Here is a 22,129-nt window from a genome sequence, read left to right on the forward strand (position 1 = left end):
ACACGCACGATTTAATTATACCCTTTGTGAAACAAAATGTAAAGAGAAATGCTTTACGCTTACAATTCCTGTACTATGTGATTTTTCCCTCAAAAATTTGTGAAATAGATATCATTTATGACAGATGAAAAAAAGACCAGTCTATTTTGACTGGTCTTGGATTTCTCGACGAATTTCGAGGGCACGTTCTGGAAAATCGGTGATAATTCCAGCAACATGATGTTGAAAAGCTTGTCGTATTTCTGTTTCTTGATTAACTGTCCAGAGACGAAGGGGTCTTTTTGAACTTTTGAGAAGAAGTGGGTGCTTGAAGGCGTATGTTCTTCGTGGATGAATTCCTGAAATAAAATCTGTTGAGCTGCCTTTATAATGACTTTTTAGGATTAAAAGATTTTTTGTCAGATAATTAACCTCAGCCTTTGAATCAAAATTGTGTATTTTTTTTAATGAATCGAAATTAAACGAACTATAAATATAGCTAAAAGGCCATTTAGTTTCTGTCATTAAGTCTGAGAGTTTTTTTTCAATTCCGGGATAGTCAAATTTATCAGTTTTAATTTCGATATTTAAATAACCAGTAAATGACAGGTCTGTCAGTAATTTTAAAACCTCTGACAAAGTTGGAATTTTTTCGTCAGTAAATTTTGGATTGAACCAAGAACCAGCATCAAATTTCTTTAAATCTATAGTATTCATATTTTTGACAAGACCTTTACCATTTGTTGTCCGGTCAATTTTCTCATCGTGAATAACAATTAATTCATTATCGAGTGATAAGTGGACATCAAGCTCAATTCCATCAGCATGGACACGAACAGCTTCATGAAAAGCGGCCAATGTATTTTCTGGACAGTTCGATTTAGAACCACGATGAGCAAAAACCAATGTTTTAGAAGTGAGGCTTGGCTTGAATTTCAAATTTTTTTTGATTTTATTTCTGTCAAGAAAATTATGAAGTTTAAAAACTATTTTTGTGAAGCCGAACATTAGTCACTTCCTTTCCATTTGGGAATAATTTTTACTGACAAGGTAATAAAAGAAGCACTGATAGAGAGTCTGTCAGTAAAATTAAAGATGAGTTTCCTTGTATTCTTCTTCAATTTGGCTGACAAAAAGGTGCATTATTTTATCACGCTTTTCGCCTAGTCTTTTTCCTTCGGTTGTATTTAATAAATCTTTTAACAAAAATAATTTTTCATAAAAATGATTAAGTGTGGAGTTGTTTTTTTGGTCATGATAGTCTTCTTTAGAGCTGTAATCTAAAGGTGGCAAATTTGGGTCATAAAAGACTCGATTTTTTGCCCAACCATATTCAAGTGTCCGTACAATTCCCCAAGCTCCCATTGCATCAAGACGGTCAGCATCTTGCACAATTTGTCCATTCAAAGAGAGTGTCTTTTTCTCGATTAAATTACTTGAGAAACTCATGTTGTCAATAATCATAAAAAGTTCATCAATAAGCTTTTTATCAATTTTGAGCTCATTTAAAAATTGAGCAATTTTAGCTTTTTGTTTAGGAACATCCTTTGTTAGTTTTTCATCATAGGTGTCATGTAAATAACAAGTTGCTAAGACAAGTTCTTGATTTGCTGAAGGCTCAGTCAGTAAAATTTTTTGAGCAAGAGCAACGACCCGTTCAATATGGTCAAAACCATGTCCATCATTATTTTTATCATGAATTTCTTGAGCAAATCTTTTAATTTTTGTTAAATCAATCAAGTTAAATCTCCAAAATAGATGACTTGGGTTTACACCAGTGTCAACTAAAACCAAATAGTGTAAACTGGTAAATCCTCAAGATTAGTAAGGCTAAGTAAGTAAAATTTTGAAAATGAATTATTTGAAATAGTTGATTCCCATAGCAGACTTGACTTCATCAAGAGTTTGACTAGCTACAGCTTGGGCCTTAATTGAGCCTGCTTTAAGCATATCGTAAACGTAGTCCATGTTTTGGGCAAACTCAATACGACGTTCACGGATTGGTGAAAGTTCGCGGTCAAGAACATCAAGAAGGAAACGTTTAGTTTTCACATCACCAAGACCACCCGCTTGATATTGGGCTTTCATTTCAGCAATTTGCTCCGCATCTTCATCTTTACCAAAAACGTCAAGATAATGGAAAACCATGTTTCCTTCAATTTTACCAGGATCTTCAACTTTGATATGGTCAGGGTCAGTATACATTGACATCACTTTTTTCTTGAGTGTGTCCATGTCATCAGCAAGGAAAATTCCGTTTCCAAGAGATTTAGACATTTTGGCATTTCCGTCAAGTCCAGGCAAACGACCAGCGGCTTCATTTTCAGGGTAAATTCCCTCTGGTTCAACTAAAACGTCTGTATGATAAGCGTTATTAAATGAGCGAACAATTTCTCGTGTTTGTTCAATCATTGGTTTTTGGTCATTTCCAACAGGAACGTGAGTGGCTTTGAAAGCAGTAATGTCAGCGGCTTGAGAAACAGGATAGACTAAAAAGCCAGCAGGGATTGACTCACCAAAAGCTTTTTGTGCAATCTCTGTTTTAACCGTAGGATTGCGTTCAAGGCGGGCAAGTGAAACTAAATTCATATAATACATTGAAAGTTCAGCCAGTTCAGGAATTTGACTTTGAATGAAAATGGTTGATTTTTCAGGGTCAAGTCCTGCTGCTAAGTAATCAAGGGCAACATCACCAACAGATTGACGAATGAGTTCGGGTTCTTTTGCATGGTCAGTTAAGGCTTGTTGGTCAGCCAAAAAGACAAACATATTGTATTTATCTTCATTTTGCATTTTGACACGATTTTGCAAAGAGCCTACATAGTGGCCAATGTGAAGTTTTCCTGTTGGACGGTCTCCGGTTAAAATAGTTGGTTTTGTCATTTTGTTCTCCTTATGTGTGTTTGGATTAGATTGATTATTGAAAAGTGTAAACTGGTTTACACTAAATAAAAAATAAAAAAAGCACCCATAGAACTATAAAAGGTCCTACGGGCGCTTTGAGCGCGGTGCCACCGTAAATTTAAAATCAAATGATTTTCTTAGAACTTGTCAAAAAACAAGTTGCTCTGTAACGGAAGCGACCGTGATTCTTTATTTTTTAAAATCAAATTTATTAGTTAATCACAAGCCCATTCACTTTGCTGAAAACGTTGGTTTGCACAACCACCAACTTCCTAAAGATTCCAAAATCAAAGCTACTTTCTTGTTGTTTTAAATTTTACACTTTTTGTAATGAACTGTCAAACTTTAAAAAGGAGAAAATCAATTTGCTTGAATTCACAATTGCAAAAAGATATACTCAAATTATAAGAGAGAATTACAAATACAAACTTAAGTATTCAATTCATAAAGCAATTGCACAGTTCTACTAAGGAGGAAAAAATGAAAAATATCTCTACGGCATCAGCACACTGGGAGGACACTTTAGAAAATGGTTTTGGTACAATTTCTGCTGAAAGTTCACAAATTTTTACTGAAACTCCCTATAATTTCAAAGCACGTTCAGAAAGTCAAGCTCATATTACAACGCCAGAAGAACTTTTGGGAGCTGCTCATGCAGCCTGTTTTAGTATGGCCTTCTCAATGGTTTTAGGACAAAAAGGTTTGGTAGCAACTTCTATTGACACAACGGCAGATGTTACTTTTGAAGCAACAGCAGATGGTCCAGCGATTACAAAAATTAAATTGACTAATCGTTCAGTGGTACCAGAACTTTCTGAAGCTGATTTTCAAGAAATTGCCAAAGTAGTAAAGGAAAGCTGTCCAGTATCTAAGGCTCTGTCAGGAGTTGATATTGAACTTGAAGCGACTTTAGGCTAGTCTATTTTATAGAATAAAATAAAAACTAAGTTATTGATGAATAGCTTAGTTTTTTGCATATACTGGTGAAATAATGACTAAAAATGAGGCCTTTCTGATATAATTTAACTAACAATAAATTTAACAAAGTCTTAACTTAATTAAAATAAGTGAGGTTTCAATGAAAGAGAATAAATTACTATCACCAGCAGCTATTTTCTTGTTGGGTGTAAATTCCATTATTGGTTCAGGAATTTTCTTACTTTCTGGCAAAATTTATGAAGATGCAGGAATTTGGAGTTTACTGGCTATTTTATGTGCTGGTTTATCGATTTTTGTGATTGCTTTTGCTTATGCCAACATGAGTAAGATTTATTCAAAAAATGGTGGAGCTTTTGTTTATGCTAAAGAAACTTTTGGGCGTTTTCCAGGATTTATTGTGGGAATGGTGACATGGTTGCTAGGTACAGTAACACTAGCTACAGAGGTTTCGGCTTTACTGACAGCAATGAAAATGATTCTTCCAAATCTTAATAGTCGGTTAATTGGTATCATTATTATTTTGGCCTTAGGAATTATCTCTTATTTTGGGAGTTCAATTATTGCTGGTTTAGACAATCTAACTTCTTTTGTGAAAATTGTCTTAGTTCTTGTTTTTATTTTTACTTGTCTATGGTTGGTACGTGGTCTTAATTTTTCAAGTCCAAATTTACTGACAGCTTCGTCGGCAAATTTAGGTGGCTTTAAAGGATTTCTGTCAGCTTACGGTACTGTGTTCTTTTTCTTCACCGGCTTTTCATTTCTACCAGTGAATGCTGAAAAAATGAAAAATCCAGCAAAAAATTTACCAAAAATGATGTCCCTTGTCATGTTAACCTGTTTAGCTGTTTATCTGATTATTCAAACCATTACCATTGGGGCATTGGGGCCAGAACTGACTAAAACACTTGTGCCTGCGGCAACAGCTTTTAGTAAAATCGTGGGTAGCATTGGAATTCCGCTCTTTGTTGTCGGAATATGTTTTTCAATTTTTGGTGTTATTGTTGCGACCACTTTTAATACACCAACAATTTTAGCCAGTTTGGCTCAGGCTCATGAAGATGTGCCTATGTTTGTTTCTAAAAATAATCGCTTTGGAACCCCCACTTGGGCAATTATTTTGACGACAGTTTGTGGAATAGCTCTCTTTTTGAGTGGAAATTATGTTTTTCTGAGTGGCCTGACTGTCTTTATGAGTTTTGTTCAATATTTATCAACTGGACTTGCTAACATTAAGAAAAAATTCCTTTTGATTGGAATTGGTTCGGTTCTCTTTTCATTGGTTTTACTGACAAGCTTTACTTTATCCGTCCTAATTTTAGGTTTAGGAATCTTGATATTACTTGTTATGATTTATTTTGTCGTTAAATTAGATGATGATGAACGTGAAAAATGGCTCAAAGAACACCAAGAAAAGTCAAAAGGAGCAGATGTCAATACTGTTAAACGTTTGTAAGTAATTTTTAGAAATTTTATTTTACTGAAGAAAGCTGTCAGTAAAATAAGGAGAAAAATATGACAAAAAAAGAATATACATTTTGGTTGTTGAGCAGTATTTTTTTAATAATTGGTCTAATTTTGCAATTCATCCCCAGTCATTCAATACAAATGCTAGTTTTACTGCTTAAATAATTGGATTAGTTTTAGTTTTTTTCATTAAGGACAAAAATGAATCGAGAAAACCATTACCCGAAAAGTTTTATCAGAAAAAAGTTTTTTGGGCTTGGATTTTTATTCCACTCTTTGTAATTTTGTTTATTTATTCTATTTTTTTGAAAAAAGAGTCTCCTTATAATTTTATGATGATAATTTTAGTTGCTGATATGATTATCTTTAACTATTTCGGTACGAAGTATAAATGGTAGATAAAAAAATACTGACAGCTTAATTCTGTCAATAAAAAACTCGGTTTCCCGAGTTTTTTATTTGTCCATTTTTTCAAAATGTTCGACTAATTTACCAGAAACATCTGATTCCAACATTTTATGAATTTGTTTCAAGGCAGAGGCAATCGCCAATTCACTTGAATTTCCGTGAGCTTTAACAACAGGTGCTTTAAGACCAACAAAAGCAGCTCCACCAGCTCCATCTGTACTCATCAAATCTTTAAGTCCAGACAAAGGTTTTTTAATTAGAGCCCCACCAATTTTAGTGGTGACACTACCAGCCATGATGGCTGATTTTATTTCTTTCATGAGAACAGTTGCTGTTCCTTCGATCGCTTTTAAAATGGCGTTTCCCGTGAAACCATCGGTTACTACAACATCAGCCCCGCCTGAAAGTAAATCACGAGATTCAATATTTCCGATGAAATTGATTTCAGGCATAGCTGACAAAATTTGGTGCGCTTCTTTGACAGTTGGCGAACCTTTAGATTCTTCTGCACCATTAGAAATCAAAGCAACTCGTGGTTTTTCAATCCCCCGAACATTTTCAGCGTAATAAGAACCAAGAATGGCGAAATCAACTAAGTGATGGGCCGTATTTTCAGTATTTGCTCCCAAATCAAGCATATCAAAACCGCGACCATCAGTTGTCGGTAAAGTTGACATCAAGGCTGGTCGTGACACTTGCTTAATTCTCTTAACCAAAAGCAAACCGGCAGTTAAAAGTGCACCAGTTGAGCCAGCAGACAAGACCGCATCAGCCTCCCCTTTTTTCACAGCAGTTACAGCCCGGACAAGTGAACTGTCTTTTTTTGATTTAATGGCAGCAACCGGATCATCATGAAAATCAATGACTTCAGTTGTTTCAATAATTTCAATATTTGGTTCATCGTCTAAAAACTGACGAATTTTTGCCCCATCTCCGTAGAGTTGGAAGGTAACATCAGAAAGTTCTTTCTTTGCCAAGTTTACACCTTTGACAATATTTTCGGGAGCAAAATCTCCTCCCATTGCATCAATTGCAATTTTCATATTTTTGTTTTCTCCAAATCAAATAATCTCTCATTAAAATTATAACAAAAAAAGTGACCAGATAGTCACTTTTTTTCACAATGAGAAATCTATTGAATAAAATTATTCTTCATTCAAAATATTTTCAATCTCAACCAGGACAGCATCTTCGTCATTTGAAAGAATGACTTTATCAGCTAGTTCAAGGATTTCAGGTGCTGCATTACTGACAGCAAAAGAAGAACCAGCGTATTCAAACATTTCCAAATCATTCATTTGGTCACCAAAAACAGCTAAATTTTCAGGGAGCCAGTTAAAATGTGCCAACAAATGTGCCAAACCAGAAGCTTTAGAAATACCATTTGGCAAGATGTCAATACTAGTAAAACCAGTTGTCGTTGCCCTTACGAAAGAGAGTCTGTCTGTAATCCATTGTTCACAGTCACGAACATGGTCTTCGGGGAAGTTGGTTGTAACCTTGAGCAATTTGTCATCAATTTCATCTAAGCGATGATAAAGTTGGCAGTTAGGGTAATAAAGCTTTGCATGAGCAAGATATTCTTTAGAAATACCTTCAGGATAATAAGCACCTTTAAGCCCAGAAATTAAATAATCATTTTTGGGGCTAAACGGCATCTCTTGCAAGTCATCAATTAACTCTCGCGTTTGAGCAACAGTCAAATCTTTTGCAAAGAGAATTTCTCCTTTATAAGCAACAACTCCACCATTCTCAGCAACAAAAGCCATTTGATCTTTATATTCTGAAAAAACTTCAATCAAACCCAGCAAAGAACGTCCAGAAGAAGCAGCAAAAAGAAGATTTTTATCTTGAATTTTTTTAATTACTTCAGCAAGTTTTTTGTGATTATACGAATGGTCATTGCGCAGAAAAGTTCCGTCCATATCTGTCGCAAAAAGTTTTAAATTTTGATTCATGACTTCTCCCCCAATCCAATGTTAGCGCTAACAGTGGATGAAAATGAGTTCTGTCAGTAAATTTTACTGACAGAACTGTAAACTTGATTTACACAACACTGTAAACTAACTAAATAATAATAAATTTAATCGGCCCAGAGTGCTTTTACTTTTTCTTGTACTTCCGCATTATCTAAGAAATCATCATAAGTTTCACCAATACGGTCAATGACACCAGATTTACCAAGAACAACAATGTGATTGGCAATGGTATTAATGAATTCATGGTCATGTGAAGCAAAGAGGATTGAGCCTTTAAATGATTTCAAACCATCATTAAGTGCAGAAATCGATTCCAAGTCTAAGTGATTAGTTGGGTCATCAAGAACAAGCACATTAGCTCGTTGAAGCATCATTTTAGAAAGCATGACACGAACTTTTTCTCCCCCTGAGAGGACATTGACAGCTTTTAAAGATTCTTCACCTTTGAATAGCATACGTCCAAGGAAACCGCGAAGATAAGTATTATCATCTTCCTCTTTTGTCAATACAAATTGACGCAACCAGTCAAGAATAGAGTCACTTGTATCAAAATCTTTGGTATTATCTTTTGGAAGATATGAACGAGAAGATGTAACTCCCCATTTAATATCGCCAGTTACGGTCCAATTATCTTCCACATCATCCATTAAAGCACGAAGTAACGTTGTTTGTTGAATATCGTTTTGACCAATAAATACAGTCTTATCACCAGGATTTAAGATGAATGAAATGTTTTCGATAATCATTTCTCCTTCAATCGCAACTGAAAGATTTTCTACACGAAGTAAATCATTACCGATTTCGCGTTCTTGTTCAAAACCAACAAATGGATATTTGCGTGATGAAGGAACGAATTCTTCAACTTCAATTTTATCAAGCATTTTCTTACGTGATGTAGCTTGTTTTGACTTAGACGCATTAGCAGAGAAACGAGCGATAAACTCTTTCAACTCAGCAATTTTTTCTTCAGCCTTACGGTTTTGGTCACCTTGCAGGCGAAGGGCAAGTTCAGAAGACTCTTTCCAGAAATCATAGTTCCCTGGGTAAAGTTTGATTTTACCATAGTCAAGGTCAGCCATATAAGTACAAACATTGTTCAAGAAGTGACGGTCATGGGAAACAACGATAACGGTATTTTCAAAATTAATCAAAAATTCTTCAAGCCAAGCAATCGCTTGAATATCAAGTCCATTGGTTGGTTCATCAAGAAGAAGAACATCAGGTTTACCAAAGAGCGCTTTAGCAAGAAGGACTTTAACGTGTTCGCCAGAAGTCAAATTAGCCATTAAATCTGTATGTTGTTCAGTTTTAATGCCAAGGTTTTGCAAAAGACGAGCAGCGTCAGCTTCGGCTTCATAACCACCCATTTCGCCAAATTCTGCTTCAAGTTCGGCAGCTTTCATGAAGTCATCATCTGTCGCGTCAGGATTCATGTAAATGGCATTTTTTTCTTGATTAATGGCGAAAAGTTTTTCGTTCCCCATCATTACGACATCAAGTGGTGTTTGGTCTTCGTAATCGTAATGATTTTGACGAAGAACAGACATGCGTTCGTTTGGTCCCATTGAGATGTGACCTGTTGTTGGTTGAATTTCACCGTCCAAGATTTTCAAGAAAGTTGATTTACCAGCACCATTGGCACCGATTAAACCGTAACAGTTTCCCGGTGTAAACTTGATGTTTACTTCGTCAAAAAGCTTGCGGTCAGAGAATTGTAATGAAATATCAGATACTGTAAGCATGTATTTTCCTTTTTTATTGATGAGAAAAATTCTCAAATATTTTTCGATAAAGTAGCTTGACTACTTTTGTGCTCAAAAATAAGCATTCTGCCCTTATTTTATCATAAATCTTGGACTTTATAAAGCCCACTTTTTTATAAATCTTGACAAGATTTTCATTCATGTTCTTACAAAAAGATGAAGTTTAGTTTCAATTTAGCGTAATTTTAGCATTACTTAAGTCAAGGTGACTATAATATACTTATTCCAATAAAATTTTTCATAAAGTTTACTCCTAAACAAAAAAATGAGCGTCTGGTTACCGCTCATTTTTTTATTTATCGCTATTTTTAATGAATAAAATAATTGAAATAGCTAAAGCCACAAAACCAATTCCATTAAATTCGATAAATGTTATGAAAACATTTGAAGAATATCCCAACTGATTAAAGATAAGCGTGGCGGGAATTCCTATTCCCCAAATTAATAAGGTTATGGCTAAAAAAATTAAGGCTCCTATAAAATAGTTTTTATTCATATTTTATCTTTCTCCTAACTTTCTTTGGTATCTACAGAAATATTTACAACATAAATAAACAGTAGAATTGAAAATAAACTACCTAATAGACTTGTTAAAAAAAATCCCAATCCTAACGTTCGCCAAAGTCCCACAAATGTTTCTGGGGATAATGCAGTTTTTAATGAAACACCAACAAATATTCTTCCTAAAATAACTTCTAAAAACAAGTCATAAATGTAGATTATCATAAAACTAAAAGAGAAAAATATATTTATTTTCCACTTTTGTAGGCAAGACACACCTATCCCAATAAGCAATAAAAATAAAACTACGCTAGTTACTGGTTTTTGAACGCAAAGATAGTAAAAATAATTCTCACGACTCTTTGCTATATCAAAATTAGCACTTAATTTTAATTGATTGATTGTTGCTGGTAGAAACATTGCAGCAATCCATAAAATGAAAATAAGATAAATTTCCCAAAGTTTGGCTAACTTTCTTTTTTTGTTACCAGTCATCATGAGTAATTCCTCCCCAAGCAAATGCTTGAATTTTTACATCCCAAGCACTCTTTGTACCACGTTTTAAATGAGCTAAATAATTTGCAGACCCACCCGTTCCACCTGCATATGGTATAGTTTTTAAGCTTAAGTTATAGCTAAAACTTCTGGAAGAACCAGGATAAAATTTTTGACTATATACGCTTCCTCCTCTATCCTGTTCTCCAGCATTTACCCAAATTTTGTGGGAAGAATCTACTAGTATTTGTGAATCTCCAGAATATCCTCCTGATACATTATTTAAGGTTGCTGTTGCTTGTGTACCTTTTTGAACAATAGTCCATTTTAACTTTAAAGAAACTTTTATACCGAGAGTAACATCATATACAGGTTTTGGGGTAGTTACTTGGGGAATTGTGCCAGCAAAAACCTCAGTTTCCCAAAGCTTATTCATCCCAATAGAATTTAAACTAACTTTTTTTGAATTCTTAACTTTAGCTTGACTTAAATCTGCAGAAATAGTGGTTACTCCAGAAGTGCTATTTCTATTTTCAGAAATAATCTGGCTATCGACTATGATAGGAGCCGTCAAATCAGTTCCATCTACTGCGTTATCGATTGAAACTCCATCATTGACCTGATATTTCACTTGATTATCTTTACTAGTGATAACTTTATCTGCATCATTTGGAATGACTAAGTTAACATCTCCACTAGACGTGACATTAATGGCGGGAGATACTTCATCTGCTCTTACAGCAACGGTCAACAAGAAAAGTGTGGACATTGTGGCAAGTATGAGTGTATATTGTTTCGTTTTCATAACATTTTCTCCGATTTATAGCTAAAGATTTAGAAAAGTCCAATGAAATTGGGAGAAAATTTCACTAGACAGAGAGAGGGGGTAACTTGAGAACGTAAAGTTCTCGCTTTTGTTTTTTCATACTTTCATTATAATCCAAAAATCAAGTCCAACAACAAAAAAGCCGTAGTGTTATCACTACGGAAATATTACATAATGTTAGAAGTATCCACTAAATTCAAAAATTGTTGAGTGACTTGAACACCAGTAAAAATAAAAGTTTCATTTTAGCCTAGTTTTAGCATTACTTAAGTCAGGGTGACTATAATATACTTATTCCAATAAAATTTTTCATAAAGTTTACTCCTAAACAAAAGAATGAGCGGCTGGTTACCGCTCATTCTTTTTATATTTTTTCTAATGCTTGTTCTAAATCAGCAATCAAGTCAGTTACATCTTCAATACCAACCGATAAACGAATGGTTCCTTTGGAAATTCCTGCACTAGCAAGTTCTTCGGCATTCAGCTGCTGGTGAGTAGTCGAAGCAGGGTGAATGGCCAATGATTTGGTATCTCCAACATTGGCTAGCAGTGAGAAAATTTCGAGATGATCAATCAAATCACGTGCTTTTTTCTCATCTTTGTCTTTGAGTTCAAAGGTAAAGATGGATCCGGCATCTTTTGGATAATATTTCTGATAGAGCGCATGATAAGCATTACTTTCAAGCAAAGGGTGGTTAACAAGTTCCACCTTAGGGTGATTGTCTAAAAATTCTACAATCTTTTTAGTATTGGAGATGTGACGTTCTACCCGGAGTGAGAGTGTTTCTAGCCCTTGCAAGAAAAGCCAAGAATGAAACGGTGATAAAGCCGCACCTGTATCACGTAATAAAATAGCTCTAATCCGAGTTACAAAAGCAATTTCACCCAATTCAGCAAATTTGATCCCGTTGTAGCTTTCATCAGCTTGTGTAAAATCAGGAAACTTACCATTTGCCCAATCAAAGTTTCCGCCATCAACGATGACTCCACCAATAGAAGTACCATGACCACCAATGAATTTCGTTGCTGAATGAACAATTACATTAGCACCATGTTCAAATGGTTTAAAGGCCACAGGGGTAGTAAACGTTGCATCAACAATGACAGGAATTCCATGTTTTTTAGCAATTTGACCAATGGCATCATAATCAATCACATTATTTCCCGGATTGCCCAAAGTTTCATAATAAATAGCTTTGGTTTTTTCATCAATCGCCTCTTCAAAATTCTTCGGGTCATCTGGATTGACAAATTTAGTTGTAATTCCATATTTTGGTAAAGTCCCAGAAAAAAGGTGGTAGGTTCCACCATAAAGGGTACTTGCGGAAACAATATTATCACCGACTGTAGCGATATTCAAGATGGCATAAGTAATAGCTGCTGAGCCAGAACCAACACCAAGGGCTGCACTTCCACCTTCAAGAGCTGCGATGCGTGCTTCAAAAACATCGTTGGTTGGATTTCATAAACGTGAATAAATAGCTCCAGGATCTTGTAAAGCAAAACGAGCTTCGGCATGGTCTGAATTGTTAAAAACGAAAGAAGTTGTTTGATAGAGCGGAACGGCGCGTGAACCTGTGACAGGATCAGGGACTTGTCCTGCATGGACTTGCAAAGTGTCGAATTTATAATTGTGATTAGTCATAGTTTTTTTCTCCTATTTTTGAAAATTTTAGTTAGTATAAAAAATAGTCGTTAATCACATTCGTTGATTATTCGTCAGCAATTCTTGAACCATAGCTTTCTCCTTTAGCTATAAAACTTATTATAATTATAAGAAATTCAGAAAATTATAGCGATATAATTTTTTAATAGATATGATAGAACTTTCAAAAGTAGAAATAAAAAAAATACAACTCAAGGTTGTATTTTTATTGATTATGTTTTTCAAAGTAACGCATTGTAATAAGAAGAGCTTTACGAAAGATTTTTGGATGTCTACGAGCAACATTTACCATAAATTTATCACCGAAAGAGTGGAGGTATCGAAGGCTCGGTTTAATCTCTGTCGCAGCTTTATAAAAAACTTCAGCTAAGTCAGAAGCTTTAGCACTATTTTTCATAAAACGGTCAAGTCCTGAAGCAACAGAATTTACCAAAGGTTGGTAGGCAGAGTTTGGACTCATATTCTTTTTAGAATTTTCTAGAGCAATATTTCCCCAGCTTGACTGAGTTCCACCAGGTTGAACACAAACTGAACGGATACCAAATTGGGCAACTTCGAGGTCCAAAACGTCAGACCATTGTTGAAGGGCGGCTTTTGTAGCATGATAATAAGCACCAAGTGGCATATAGACATCTCCACCAATTGATGAAATATTAACAATTCGTCCATAATTTTGAGCTCTCATTGTTGGTAAGACAAGTTGAGTTAATTCAACCGCACCAAAGAAGTTGGTTTCAAACTGATTGCGAATTTTATCCATTGGGATTTCTTCGGCTGGTCCGTATTCGCCATAACCTGCATTATTGATGAGGACGTCAATATGACCTGCCTCATCTAAAATTTTTTTCACAAAAGCTTGGTTTGATTCAGAGCTAGTAACATCCAGTTTTAGTGCTTTGATGTTGTTTTCATATTGTGGAATTTTTTCAACGCGGCGTGCACCGGCGTATACTTTCCAACCCCGTTTGGCAAAAAGTTCTGCTGCCTCAAATCCCATTCCATTTGAAGCACCTGTGATTGCAACAATTTTTTGTGTCATCTCTTTAGAGTCCTTTCAATTTGTCTGTATCTTGTTTTCATGATTTTAAAAGTAATTATACCACTTTAGTAAATCAAAGGCTAAAAAAACTTCCGCGGAGTAAACGGAAGTTTTAGGAGTATTTATGAAAAAAGTTTATTTAGGAGTATGGAAACTATTATACGTTATAATGCTGAAATGAAACTTAAATGAAAAAGAAAATGTTTTTGTATTTTTAGAATCCCTTTTCTATAAATCAATTCTAACTATAAGGACCTGATGATTGAGTGATAATGCTAGTTTGAAGCTTTCTTAGTAAGAAAGTGATTTTTTATAAATGGTTTATAGAATAAATTGTACAGCGTTTAATTGGACTTGCTCTCTGAAATAACGTAAAATTGTAGTGAGGAGGACGGTTACAATGAGTAAAAATTATAAAAAAATCCTAGTCGCAATTGATGGATCTGAGCAGGCAGAAGAAGCGTTAAAAGAAGCTATTGTCCTTGCTAAAAGAGACAACTCACAATTATTCGTTTTACATGCGACGGATAAAAACAGTATTTATGCAGCTGGTAACCCAGTTCCTGTGGTTCCTGCACCAGCTATTCCAGTAGTTCCAGCAGTTCCCGTACTTGAAGAAAGTGCAGATAATGAAGCTAAAGAAGTTTTAGACAAAGCTTTGGCAATTATCAATAATGAAGTGAAGTTTGAAGAAATTCGAGTTGATGGTTCGGCAAAAAATGAAATTGTCGATTTCGCTAAAGAACATGAAATTGATATGATTGTGATGGGCTCTTCAGGAAAAGGCGCTCTTGACCGAATGTTGCTTGGCTCTACAGCAGTTTACGTGGTTAAACATGCACCTTGTAGTGTAACAATCATCAAATAAATTAGATAGATTTCAAGAATCGGCAAGTATTTGCTGGTTTTTTTGTATTTTAAAAATAAATTCCTTGACAATGAAATTCTTTTCGTTTACAATTGTAAACATAGAAATGAGAAAGTTGGATTGAACAATGAAAGTTACTTTTAAAACCCTTGATGGACGTACAATGACTAAAGAATTTGCTAGTGTAGATGAATTCGTAACACTACAAAATCGTGAAATTCCGGCAATTGATGATTCAGCGAAAGTTCTTGAAGTTGTAATTTCTGGACAAGTTGAAGAATTTAGTGGAAATGTTGCTGATTTGTATTTCAAACTTAGTAAATAAGAATCTGAAATCGTGAATGGAGGAGGAAAGATGACAGATTATGTTTTTAAGGCAGGTCGTAAAGATTTGGCACCTCTTTTGTTATTACATAGCACGGGTGGAGATGAGCATCAATTATTAGAAATTGCTGAAATGATTGCTCCTTCACATCCTATTTTGTCAATTCGTGGACGTATTAATGAGCAAGGAGTCAATCGTTATTTTAAACTCCGAGGCTTAGGTGGTTTTACTAAAGAAAATTTTGATCTTGAATCTTTAGATGAAGAAACAGACTGGTTGACGGATGAGGTCAGTTTGTTGGCTGAAAAACATGACCTTGACGTCCATAAAATGATAGCTATCGGTTATTCAAATGGTGCAAATGTAGCTTTGAATATGTTTCTTAGAGGAAAAATAAATTTTGATAAAATTATTGCCTTTCATGGGATGCAATTGGAAGACTTTGAACAGACTGTTCAACTTGATGACAAGCATGTCTTTCTAAGTTATGCGTCCAATGATATGATTGTTCCTCAGAAAAACTTTGGTGATTTAAAAGGTGATTTGGAAGATTCAGGCTGTCAGCTTGAAATATATGAAAGTTCACTTGGTCATCAATTGACGCAAGAGGAAGTTTTAGCCGCTAAAAAATGGCTTGCAGAAACAAAATAATTTTGTATTGAAAAAATTTCAGTACAAAGTAACTAAATAGGAGAAAACAAATGGCTGAATTAACAAAAATTGAAACAAAAATACCTGAAAATCTTACTCTTGGTGGTGTTCACCACGTAACAGCAATCACCTCAAGTGCTCAAAAAATCTATGATTTTTTCACAAATATCTTGGGCCTACGTCTAGCAAAATTAACAGTCAATCAAGATGATTATGAAACATATCACCTCTTTTTCACAGAAGAAGATGGGCATGGAGCTGATATGACCTTCTTTGATTTCAAAGATATCCCTAAAGGAAATCATGGGGTTAATAATATTGAACGTGCTTCATTTCGTGTACCGACAGATGCGTCCTTAGAATATTGGACTCGTCGTTTTGACAATGCCCATGTTAAACATGGCGAAATTTCTAGTAAATTTGGTCAAAAAACCTTAGAGTTTGAAGATTTTGATGGTCAATTGTACCAATTGATTTCTGACCAAAATAATAGTGGGGATGCTTCAAAGGGGCGTTCTTGGCAACTTTCTAATGTTCCGCAAGAACATGGAATTACTGGACTTGGCCCTGTTTTTGTAAAACTTGAAAATGCCGAAAATCTTCGGACCATTTTGGAAACAGTTTTTGGCTTCCGTTACGCTGGTCAAGAAGATGATTTACATCTTTTTGAAGTGGCGAATGGTGGAAATGGAGCGGCTTTGATTCTTCAAGAAGCCGGTGAAAAAGAATCTTACGCTTATCAAGGTTATGGTACGATTCATCATTTAGCTCTAGGAACAGCAAATCCTGAAACTTTAAACTATTGGATTGAACGCATTAAGGCTTTCCGTTTGCCACATTCTGGTTTGGTTGACCGTTTCTACTTCTCAAGTGAATATGTCAGAGTAGCACCAGGAGTTCTCTTTGAAATTGCGACTTACACGCCAGGAATTGGGGCTTTGGACATGGCCAAATCAGGTCTAGGAGCTGTTGATTCTTATGAAGAGGCTTTGATCACTTCTGGTTTCTGGATTGACCAAACTAAGGAAGAATCAGGTTTATCTTTGAGCTTACCTCCTCATTTATTCCCAGGAGATGAAGCCACAAAAGCCAGAACTGCCGCAAGTTTACGTCCATTAGATACTTCAGATGCTCATTGTGACCGTACAAAAGATGAACTATGGACCGTTGAAAAAGTATTGGAACACAAAGCTGGAACTCCGGCTGAAACAGTGCAATAAAGGAGAACTGATGAAATCATATCAAGCAAATGAGCTCGACGAAAAAACAGTCTATAAACTTCTGTCAGGCAGTATTGTTCCACGCCCAATTGCTTGGGTAACCAGTCAAAATCTCGAAGGTCTAGTTAATGTGGCCCCCTTTAGTTTTTTCAATGTTGCTTCGTCAAATCCACCACTTTTATCCATTTCGTTTACGGGAAATAAAGATAGTTTGAATAATTTATTGACGACAAAAGAAGCAGTGGTTCACCTTGTGAATGAGGATAATGTGGAGCTAATGAATCAAACGGCAGCACCATTAGCGGAGCATATTAGTGAAGCGGAAGAATTTTCATTGGAACTTGTTCCTTCTCAGAAAGTTCAAGTTCCAAGTTTAAAGGAGTCAAATGTTCGTTTAGAAACTAAATTGTATCATCATTTACCTTTAGGAGAGAGTGGACATTTAGTTCTTCTTGAAGTTGTCAATTTCTCTTTTGCAGATGAACTATTGGATGAGGAAAACTTTCATGTCAATCTAAATAAACTCAAACCAGTTGGGCGTTTGGCGGGTGATGATTACAGTACTTTAGGAAATCGATTCAGCCTTTTACGACCTAGATAAATAAAAAAACTTACTGATGATTGGTCAGTAAGTTTTTGTTTGCCTTAAAAATAAAAAAATAACCCGAAGGCTATTTTTATTATTTAACTTCTTTAAAGATGAAGTATATTTAATTTTAGCCGTTCTAGATAGTGATTTTACAAGGGTTTGAGAGATTTGTTTTTTATAAATTAGAGAGAGGTAGAGAAAAAGGTAGAGAGTCTTTATAGAAGTTTCAAAGATGAAATTTTATCAAGATAAATATTGACAGCTTCAACTTTCTTTTTTGGAGCAAGTTCTGCATAGATATCCATTGTAGTTGAGATAGATTTATGCCCCATTCTGACCTGTAATTCTTTCCAGTTTGCACCAGCATTAAGTAAAATTGATGCATGGGTGTGACGGAAAAGATGAAAACCGTAATTTGGGAGGTTGATACTTTCTAACCGTTTTTTCAGCGTAGCTCTTTCGTTTCTGTCGCACATATAGTTACCATAAATAGTTGGGAAAATCAAAGATGATTGAGGTAGCCTATGTTTTATAAAGTAGCTGTTCATTTCCTTATGAAAGGCCTTAAGTCGAAGTAAGCTGTTTAAAGGAACAGATACACGTCGGAAACCAGAGTCAGTTTTGGTGCTCAACTTACATGTAATGCCCCCTTTAATGTGAAGTTTTTTATTTCCGTTTTTCCATACAAGAGTCTTATTTACGGTTATCTCAGAGCTTTCAAGATCTAGGTCAGAGATAGTTAGAGCTAATAGTTCATTTATTCTTAAGCCAGAGCAGAGTAAAGTATCGCAAATAATTTTAAAGCGCCGATTGCCTCTAGTATCGGGTAATGATTCCAAAAAATTAAGCCACTTTGTTAAATCTTCATCATGTAGCACCATAACACGTTTACTATTTGATTTTGGTTTTGGAGGGATTTTTATTGACTGTACTGGATTTGTTTTTAACCCAAAATGAGTTGTTCCAAAATCAAAAATATCACTTAATTTGTGAATAATAGCACCAAAATCTTTTGTTTTTCCTTTGACAGAACGCTTTTTTCCTGTTTCTAAAGCCCCTTGAGCATTTATAGCTAGTTGATTAGCCCAAGCTTGAATCTCAGAAGATGAAATTTTATCAGGCTTGTATTTTCCGAATTGAGGGATAATATAAGTGTCTAAATATCCTCTTACTCGATTTAAGGTGTTTTCAGAACTAACCCAGTTTTTAAAACTATTAAACCAAAGTTCAGATAACTCTTCAAAATTTTTGACTTGAATCTTTTCTTTTTTTGTTGAGTCATTTTTTTCGAAGTTTAATTTGGCTTGTATCAGATTTCTATCAAGGGCTTTAAGGGTTCGAGCCGTAATTGTAGTCGTAACTTGTTTTCCTGTCTTGCTATCTAAGCCAAGATAAGCTCCTTTTAAAGAGTAGGAAATCTCACCGTTAGTTTTAGTTTTCTTGATTACTTTTTTGTTGTTATGAGTAATTTTTTCTATTTTCATTATTGCCTGCTTTCGATTTTGGGTAATTACGAAATTGGCTAAAAAAGGCTTTCTCTCTTCTTTGAGATAAGCCAATTTTACCATATTTTTGTAGGTTAGTGCGCTAAGAATTTTAATACATCATCTAGAAGGTAAAAAACCGAACGTGTGCCCTCGATAGGAGGTTCTAACCGTTTCAAACCGCTATTTTCCCATGCTCTAAGCGTGTTAGGAGAAATGTTTAGCTGTTTAAGTAGTTCTTTTTGAGTGAGTAATTCTGATGATACTCTTTTATTATTCTTTTCTTGAATAAGTGTAATGAGTAAGTTTAGGAGTCTTTCGATATTTTGAATTGAGAGATCAGTGTTTGGAATCTCAGTTTGTATCATGAGTTTTTCGCCTTTCTGTAAATTTTATGTTACGTTGGTTTTGAAAATTTTTTTAAGTCGTTTTGTCTAGTCGGCTTTTTCTGTCATCTTAGATTTTAAGAAATCAAAATCTTTTTCTGTTTTTGGATATATCCGAGGGAGGAGATGTTGACCTAAAAGTTTTTCTGTAAATTCTTCTTGATTGTCTGTTGAAAAGATTGCTTCTAAGTCAAAGTTAATTTCTTCTTTCTCATAAGCGCTGATGTTTCTTACTTTTGGAGAAAATAAACGTTTGGTTTGAGAGAGTTGATAATAAACACCACCCTCATAACCTTTGCCTTGTTGTTTTTCTGATAGAATCGTGCAAAAGTTAATTCGTCTGATATATTGGTCTAATGCTTCGTCTTTAAAAATATTAAAGAACTGTTCTGGAAGCTGTGTATTAGTAATCAATATTAGTCGTGGTACTACTTGTTTATTAGTAAAGCGGGCAGACATTCGAGAAGTATTAATTGGGTCTAAGAGTTTGAGCCAGTCGGCTTTGCGTAGTGAATCAGGGCGAATATCGTCTAATAGGATAATATCTTCTCCATAGTAGTCGTCAAAAGGATTAGAAGAAGAAGCGGAGTAGATACGACTTTTAAATTTATTGTCTTCCGCATATTCTCGTACTTTTTGGGCAATTGTTCTTGCAAGATATGATTTTCCGAGGGAGCTTTTGCCTTGAAAGTACATGACAGTCAATTTATATTTTCCTGTGGTTAAATCTTTTAAATTTTTAAATGCTAACCGTTCAGCGTAAGAATCAAACGCTTGTTTGAATTGTAGCTTGTGATTACTGTAAAGGAGAAATAAATCATCATCTGCTAAAATATCTTCAAGGAATAGTTCGCCTTTTAAAATTTGCTGATTGATTAAATCTAAGCTTTCATCGTTTTTCTTTCTTTTGATTGTTGCACTTTGTTTTTCAAATTTCATAGCATTGCTTAAAATAAAATTTGAATAATCAAATGTTCCAAAGGTTTCGACTTCATGAGTGGGGTATTGATATTTATCTGGTTGTTGTGCATGAGTAAGATAAGCAAGTTGATTTTCTTCAAAATATCTATTTTTATCTTTAGGAAATTCAATATATTGTACATTAATGCCCAATGCTTTAGCAATCCTCGTAAGAGTTCTCTTGTCGGAATATTTTCCATAGAGATGAACATGAGGAAAAATGAATTCATTCAAATCATTTTTATCTAAATAGTGAACGATGAGCGAAATACATTCTAATTTCACTTTTTCAGATTCTAATGTTTTAAGTCTTCGATAAATTTCTTCAAAGATGAGTGCTTTATTAGCCTGCCAATCGTCAAAGAGTTCGAGTTGTTCATCTTCCCAATCCCAATATTCTGCTTTTAATTGTTGTTCAAAAACAAATTGTTTAATTCTTTTTTCTTCGATAAAATACACCTCATTTCTAAAAAGTGTCGATGTGACCGTCTAGAATCGTCTATGTGATTTCACATAGACAGTTTCATAGACAGTAAAAAAGTGAGAGCTTATCTATAATTTTGAAATTGATAAAGTGCTGTTAAGTGTTGGTGTGTTTGGGGTTACACCATTTTGTTGACAAGCCCTAAAATGGTGGGCACGTAGACAACTGTCTAGGTAAGCACATTTTTATCTTCTCTAGGGCATGACTTCCACAGGCTGTTTTGTTCATTCGCCAGCGTTCCCCATGTGGTCTTGCCCTACTCGTCTTGTGCTTCGCAGACGTCAGGCATCCCACATGGCTTGTCGCATTCACACATCCTGTGACAGTCATTCGCCTTTAGATAAAGTGATTTTATCAGTTACGAGTTTAACTCCCCGCCAAGCACTCATTCCCATATCCCAAAGTAAACGAACTTGTGGATTCGTACATTCAATGACCGCTTCTTTTTCTTCATCTTTGTAATCTTGAAGCTCATCTAGTCCACCATAAACCTCAATTGTGATAGGTTTTAATTGGGAAAGATCAACACCAGCTTGTTCTAATACGAGTGCCGTTCCAGCATCAAGCGCTTGTAAAATAGCTTTGTTTCCATCTTTAGAAAATCGAGCTTTAGAAAAGTTCACCATAAATTTTTTCGGAATATCGAAGTTATTTTTATCAAGGTTAACTCCACCGAGTTTTACAGTATTGTCGTTGAGTGTTAATTTATTATTGTTCATTTAAATAGTCCTTTTTTCTTTTTATTATTTTCTTGATAAACTTTAAACTCTTGCGTTAGAGTATCAAGTCCTGTTTTTAGTGATTGATTCTCTTTTTTGAGTGAATCAAACTTTTTGTTTGCTTGTAATCGGTATTTGATAAAAGCTTGTGCTAAGTGATTGTGTTTGCCTTGGATATGTTCTAAGGTCAAAAGTTGTGCATTTCCCCAGACTTCAAAAATTGTTTGTTCTAAACCTTTGGAATCAATTAATTGTGCCATTTTTTGGAAACGTCTCACTTCTTTTGAATCGAAGTCAGGGACTTTTTGAGTCTGATTTCTTCCGATTTGAACTGTTTTTTCTTCAAATTCATATTCTGCCAAATGCTCAATTTGTTTTTTCCAACGCTTGAGAGTAGAAACAGACTTTCCGAGGTCATGAGCTAGGGTCTGAATATCCATATAAATGTTATCCTCTTATATTTAATTTTCAAAGGTCAGT

The 22,129-nt window shown here is 34.9% G+C and carries 23 protein-coding genes, 2 pseudogenes and 1 other annotated feature; of the genes and pseudogenes, 8 read left to right on the forward strand and 17 right to left on the reverse strand.

Annotated elements, in window-relative coordinates; translation table 11 throughout:
• Positions 1–141: 141 nt before the first annotated feature.
• From QJV49_RS07590 to trpS, 3 genes are all read right to left on the reverse strand, one after another.
• The gene (locus QJV49_RS07590; RefSeq protein WP_225512452.1) at positions 142–987 is read right to left on the reverse strand and encodes a glycerophosphodiester phosphodiesterase; all 846 of its coding nucleotides are present in this window, start codon (positions 985–987) and stop codon (positions 142–144) included.
• Between the two features lie 81 nt (positions 988–1,068).
• Positions 1,069–1,719, reverse strand: a complete 651-nt coding sequence (locus QJV49_RS07595) for an HD domain-containing protein (protein WP_225512451.1) — start codon at positions 1,717–1,719, stop codon at positions 1,069–1,071.
• Between the two features lie 117 nt (positions 1,720–1,836).
• Positions 1,837–2,862: a tryptophan--tRNA ligase gene (trpS, locus tag QJV49_RS07600; RefSeq protein ID WP_225512450.1), complete on the reverse strand. Its 1,026-nt coding sequence runs from the start codon at positions 2,860–2,862 to the stop codon at positions 1,837–1,839.
• A gap of 104 nt (positions 2,863–2,966) precedes the next feature.
• Positions 2,967–3,201, reverse strand: a binding site (T-box leader).
• Positions 3,202–3,363: 162 nt separating this feature from the next.
• Between trpS and QJV49_RS07605 the strand changes: the two genes are divergently transcribed.
• Positions 3,364–3,801 (forward strand): OsmC family protein, encoded by a 438-nt coding sequence (locus QJV49_RS07605; protein WP_003132235.1) that lies wholly within the window; start codon positions 3,364–3,366, stop codon positions 3,799–3,801.
• Between the two features lie 160 nt (positions 3,802–3,961).
• The gene (locus tag QJV49_RS07610; RefSeq protein WP_023163567.1) at positions 3,962–5,275 is read left to right on the forward strand and encodes an APC family permease; all 1,314 of its coding nucleotides are present in this window, start codon (positions 3,962–3,964) and stop codon (positions 5,273–5,275) included.
• 466 nt (positions 5,276–5,741) lie between these two features.
• Here QJV49_RS07610 and plsX read toward each other — a convergent pair whose 3' ends face one another.
• The 8 genes and pseudogenes from plsX to QJV49_RS07650 all read right to left on the reverse strand — a co-directional run bounded on the left by plsX (position 5,742) and on the right by QJV49_RS07650 (position 13,963).
• A complete protein-coding gene (plsX, locus tag QJV49_RS07615) occupies positions 5,742–6,737 on the reverse strand; it encodes a phosphate acyltransferase PlsX (protein ID WP_225512449.1) in 996 nt (331 codons plus the stop codon).
• A 102-nt stretch (positions 6,738–6,839) separates the two neighbouring features.
• Positions 6,840–7,652, reverse strand: coding sequence for a Cof-type HAD-IIB family hydrolase (locus QJV49_RS07620; protein ID WP_225512448.1), 813 nt, complete (start codon positions 7,650–7,652; stop codon positions 6,840–6,842).
• 125 nt (positions 7,653–7,777) lie between these two features.
• Positions 7,778–9,415: an ABC-F family ATP-binding cassette domain-containing protein gene (locus QJV49_RS07625; RefSeq protein WP_225512447.1), complete on the reverse strand. Its 1,638-nt coding sequence runs from the start codon at positions 9,413–9,415 to the stop codon at positions 7,778–7,780.
• Between the two features lie 313 nt (positions 9,416–9,728).
• A complete protein-coding gene (locus QJV49_RS07630; RefSeq protein ID WP_225512446.1) occupies positions 9,729–9,932 on the reverse strand; it encodes a hypothetical protein in 204 nt (67 codons plus the stop codon).
• Positions 9,933–9,946: 14 nt separating this feature from the next.
• Positions 9,947–10,435 carry a hypothetical protein gene (locus QJV49_RS07635; RefSeq protein ID WP_225512445.1) on the reverse strand — a complete coding sequence of 163 codons (489 nt, stop codon included), beginning with the start codon at positions 10,433–10,435 and terminating at the stop codon, positions 9,947–9,949.
• Positions 10,422–11,237, reverse strand: a complete 816-nt coding sequence (locus QJV49_RS07640; RefSeq protein WP_225512444.1) for a hypothetical protein — start codon at positions 11,235–11,237, stop codon at positions 10,422–10,424. The genes QJV49_RS07635 and QJV49_RS07640 overlap by 14 nt, the downstream gene beginning before the upstream one ends.
• 385 nt (positions 11,238–11,622) lie before the next feature.
• A pseudogene (locus QJV49_RS07645) lies at positions 11,623–12,903 on the reverse strand (O-acetylhomoserine aminocarboxypropyltransferase/cysteine synthase family protein).
• A gap of 226 nt (positions 12,904–13,129) precedes the next feature.
• Entirely contained in the window at positions 13,130–13,963 is an 834-nt protein-coding gene (locus QJV49_RS07650; protein WP_225512443.1) for an SDR family NAD(P)-dependent oxidoreductase, read from the reverse strand.
• Between the two features lie 400 nt (positions 13,964–14,363).
• Here QJV49_RS07650 and QJV49_RS07655 point away from each other — a divergent pair, with 400 nt between their 5' ends.
• The 5 genes from QJV49_RS07655 (at position 14,364) to QJV49_RS07675 (ending at position 17,628) form a co-directional block, all read left to right on the forward strand.
• Complete coding sequence (locus tag QJV49_RS07655) at positions 14,364–14,831, forward strand: universal stress protein (RefSeq protein WP_010905090.1); 468 nt, start codon at positions 14,364–14,366, stop codon at positions 14,829–14,831.
• A 127-nt stretch (positions 14,832–14,958) separates the two neighbouring features.
• Positions 14,959–15,156: a DUF4649 domain-containing protein gene (locus tag QJV49_RS07660; RefSeq protein WP_012896939.1), complete on the forward strand. Its 198-nt coding sequence runs from the start codon at positions 14,959–14,961 to the stop codon at positions 15,154–15,156.
• Positions 15,157–15,186: 30 nt separating this feature from the next.
• Complete coding sequence (locus QJV49_RS07665; RefSeq protein ID WP_225512442.1) at positions 15,187–15,807, forward strand: alpha/beta hydrolase; 621 nt, start codon at positions 15,187–15,189, stop codon at positions 15,805–15,807.
• A 50-nt stretch (positions 15,808–15,857) separates the two neighbouring features.
• A complete protein-coding gene (locus QJV49_RS07670) occupies positions 15,858–17,027 on the forward strand; it encodes a ring-cleaving dioxygenase (protein ID WP_225512441.1) in 1,170 nt (389 codons plus the stop codon).
• Between the two features lie 10 nt (positions 17,028–17,037).
• A complete protein-coding gene (locus tag QJV49_RS07675) occupies positions 17,038–17,628 on the forward strand; it encodes a flavin reductase family protein (protein ID WP_225512440.1) in 591 nt (196 codons plus the stop codon).
• Positions 17,629–17,831: 203 nt separating this feature from the next.
• Here QJV49_RS07675 and QJV49_RS07680 read toward each other — a convergent pair whose 3' ends face one another.
• Positions 17,832–18,497: a site-specific integrase gene (locus tag QJV49_RS07680; protein ID WP_225512483.1), complete on the reverse strand. Its 666-nt coding sequence runs from the start codon at positions 18,495–18,497 to the stop codon at positions 17,832–17,834.
• 108 nt (positions 18,498–18,605) lie between these two features.
• On the opposite strand from QJV49_RS07680, the gene QJV49_RS07685 reads away from it, so the two are divergent.
• Positions 18,606–18,668 carry a hypothetical protein gene (locus QJV49_RS07685; protein ID WP_223804547.1) on the forward strand — a complete coding sequence of 21 codons (63 nt, stop codon included), beginning with the start codon at positions 18,606–18,608 and terminating at the stop codon, positions 18,666–18,668.
• Positions 18,669–18,749: 81 nt separating this feature from the next.
• Here QJV49_RS07685 and QJV49_RS07690 read toward each other — a convergent pair.
• The 5 genes and pseudogenes from QJV49_RS07690 to QJV49_RS07710 form a co-directional block, all read right to left on the reverse strand.
• A pseudogene (locus tag QJV49_RS07690) lies at positions 18,750–19,184 on the reverse strand (hypothetical protein); the annotation flags it as partial.
• Between the two features lie 11 nt (positions 19,185–19,195).
• Positions 19,196–19,468 (reverse strand): AlpA family transcriptional regulator, encoded by a 273-nt coding sequence (locus tag QJV49_RS07695; RefSeq protein WP_225512439.1) that lies wholly within the window; start codon positions 19,466–19,468, stop codon positions 19,196–19,198.
• Positions 19,469–19,534: 66 nt separating this feature from the next.
• Positions 19,535–20,905, reverse strand: coding sequence for a Rep family protein (locus tag QJV49_RS07700; RefSeq protein WP_225512438.1), 1,371 nt, complete (start codon positions 20,903–20,905; stop codon positions 19,535–19,537).
• Between the two features lie 351 nt (positions 20,906–21,256).
• Positions 21,257–21,649, reverse strand: a complete 393-nt coding sequence (locus QJV49_RS07705) for a hypothetical protein (RefSeq protein WP_225512437.1) — start codon at positions 21,647–21,649, stop codon at positions 21,257–21,259.
• Positions 21,646–22,089, reverse strand: a complete 444-nt coding sequence (locus QJV49_RS07710; protein ID WP_130124200.1) for a hypothetical protein — start codon at positions 22,087–22,089, stop codon at positions 21,646–21,648. Before QJV49_RS07710 ends, QJV49_RS07705 begins: the two co-directional genes overlap by 4 nt.
• Positions 22,090–22,129: the final 40 nt, after the last annotated feature.

This window comes from Lactococcus sp. NH2-7C (assembly GCF_029953655.1).
Taxonomy (GTDB): Bacteria; Bacillota; Bacilli; order Lactobacillales; family Streptococcaceae; genus Lactococcus; species Lactococcus lactis.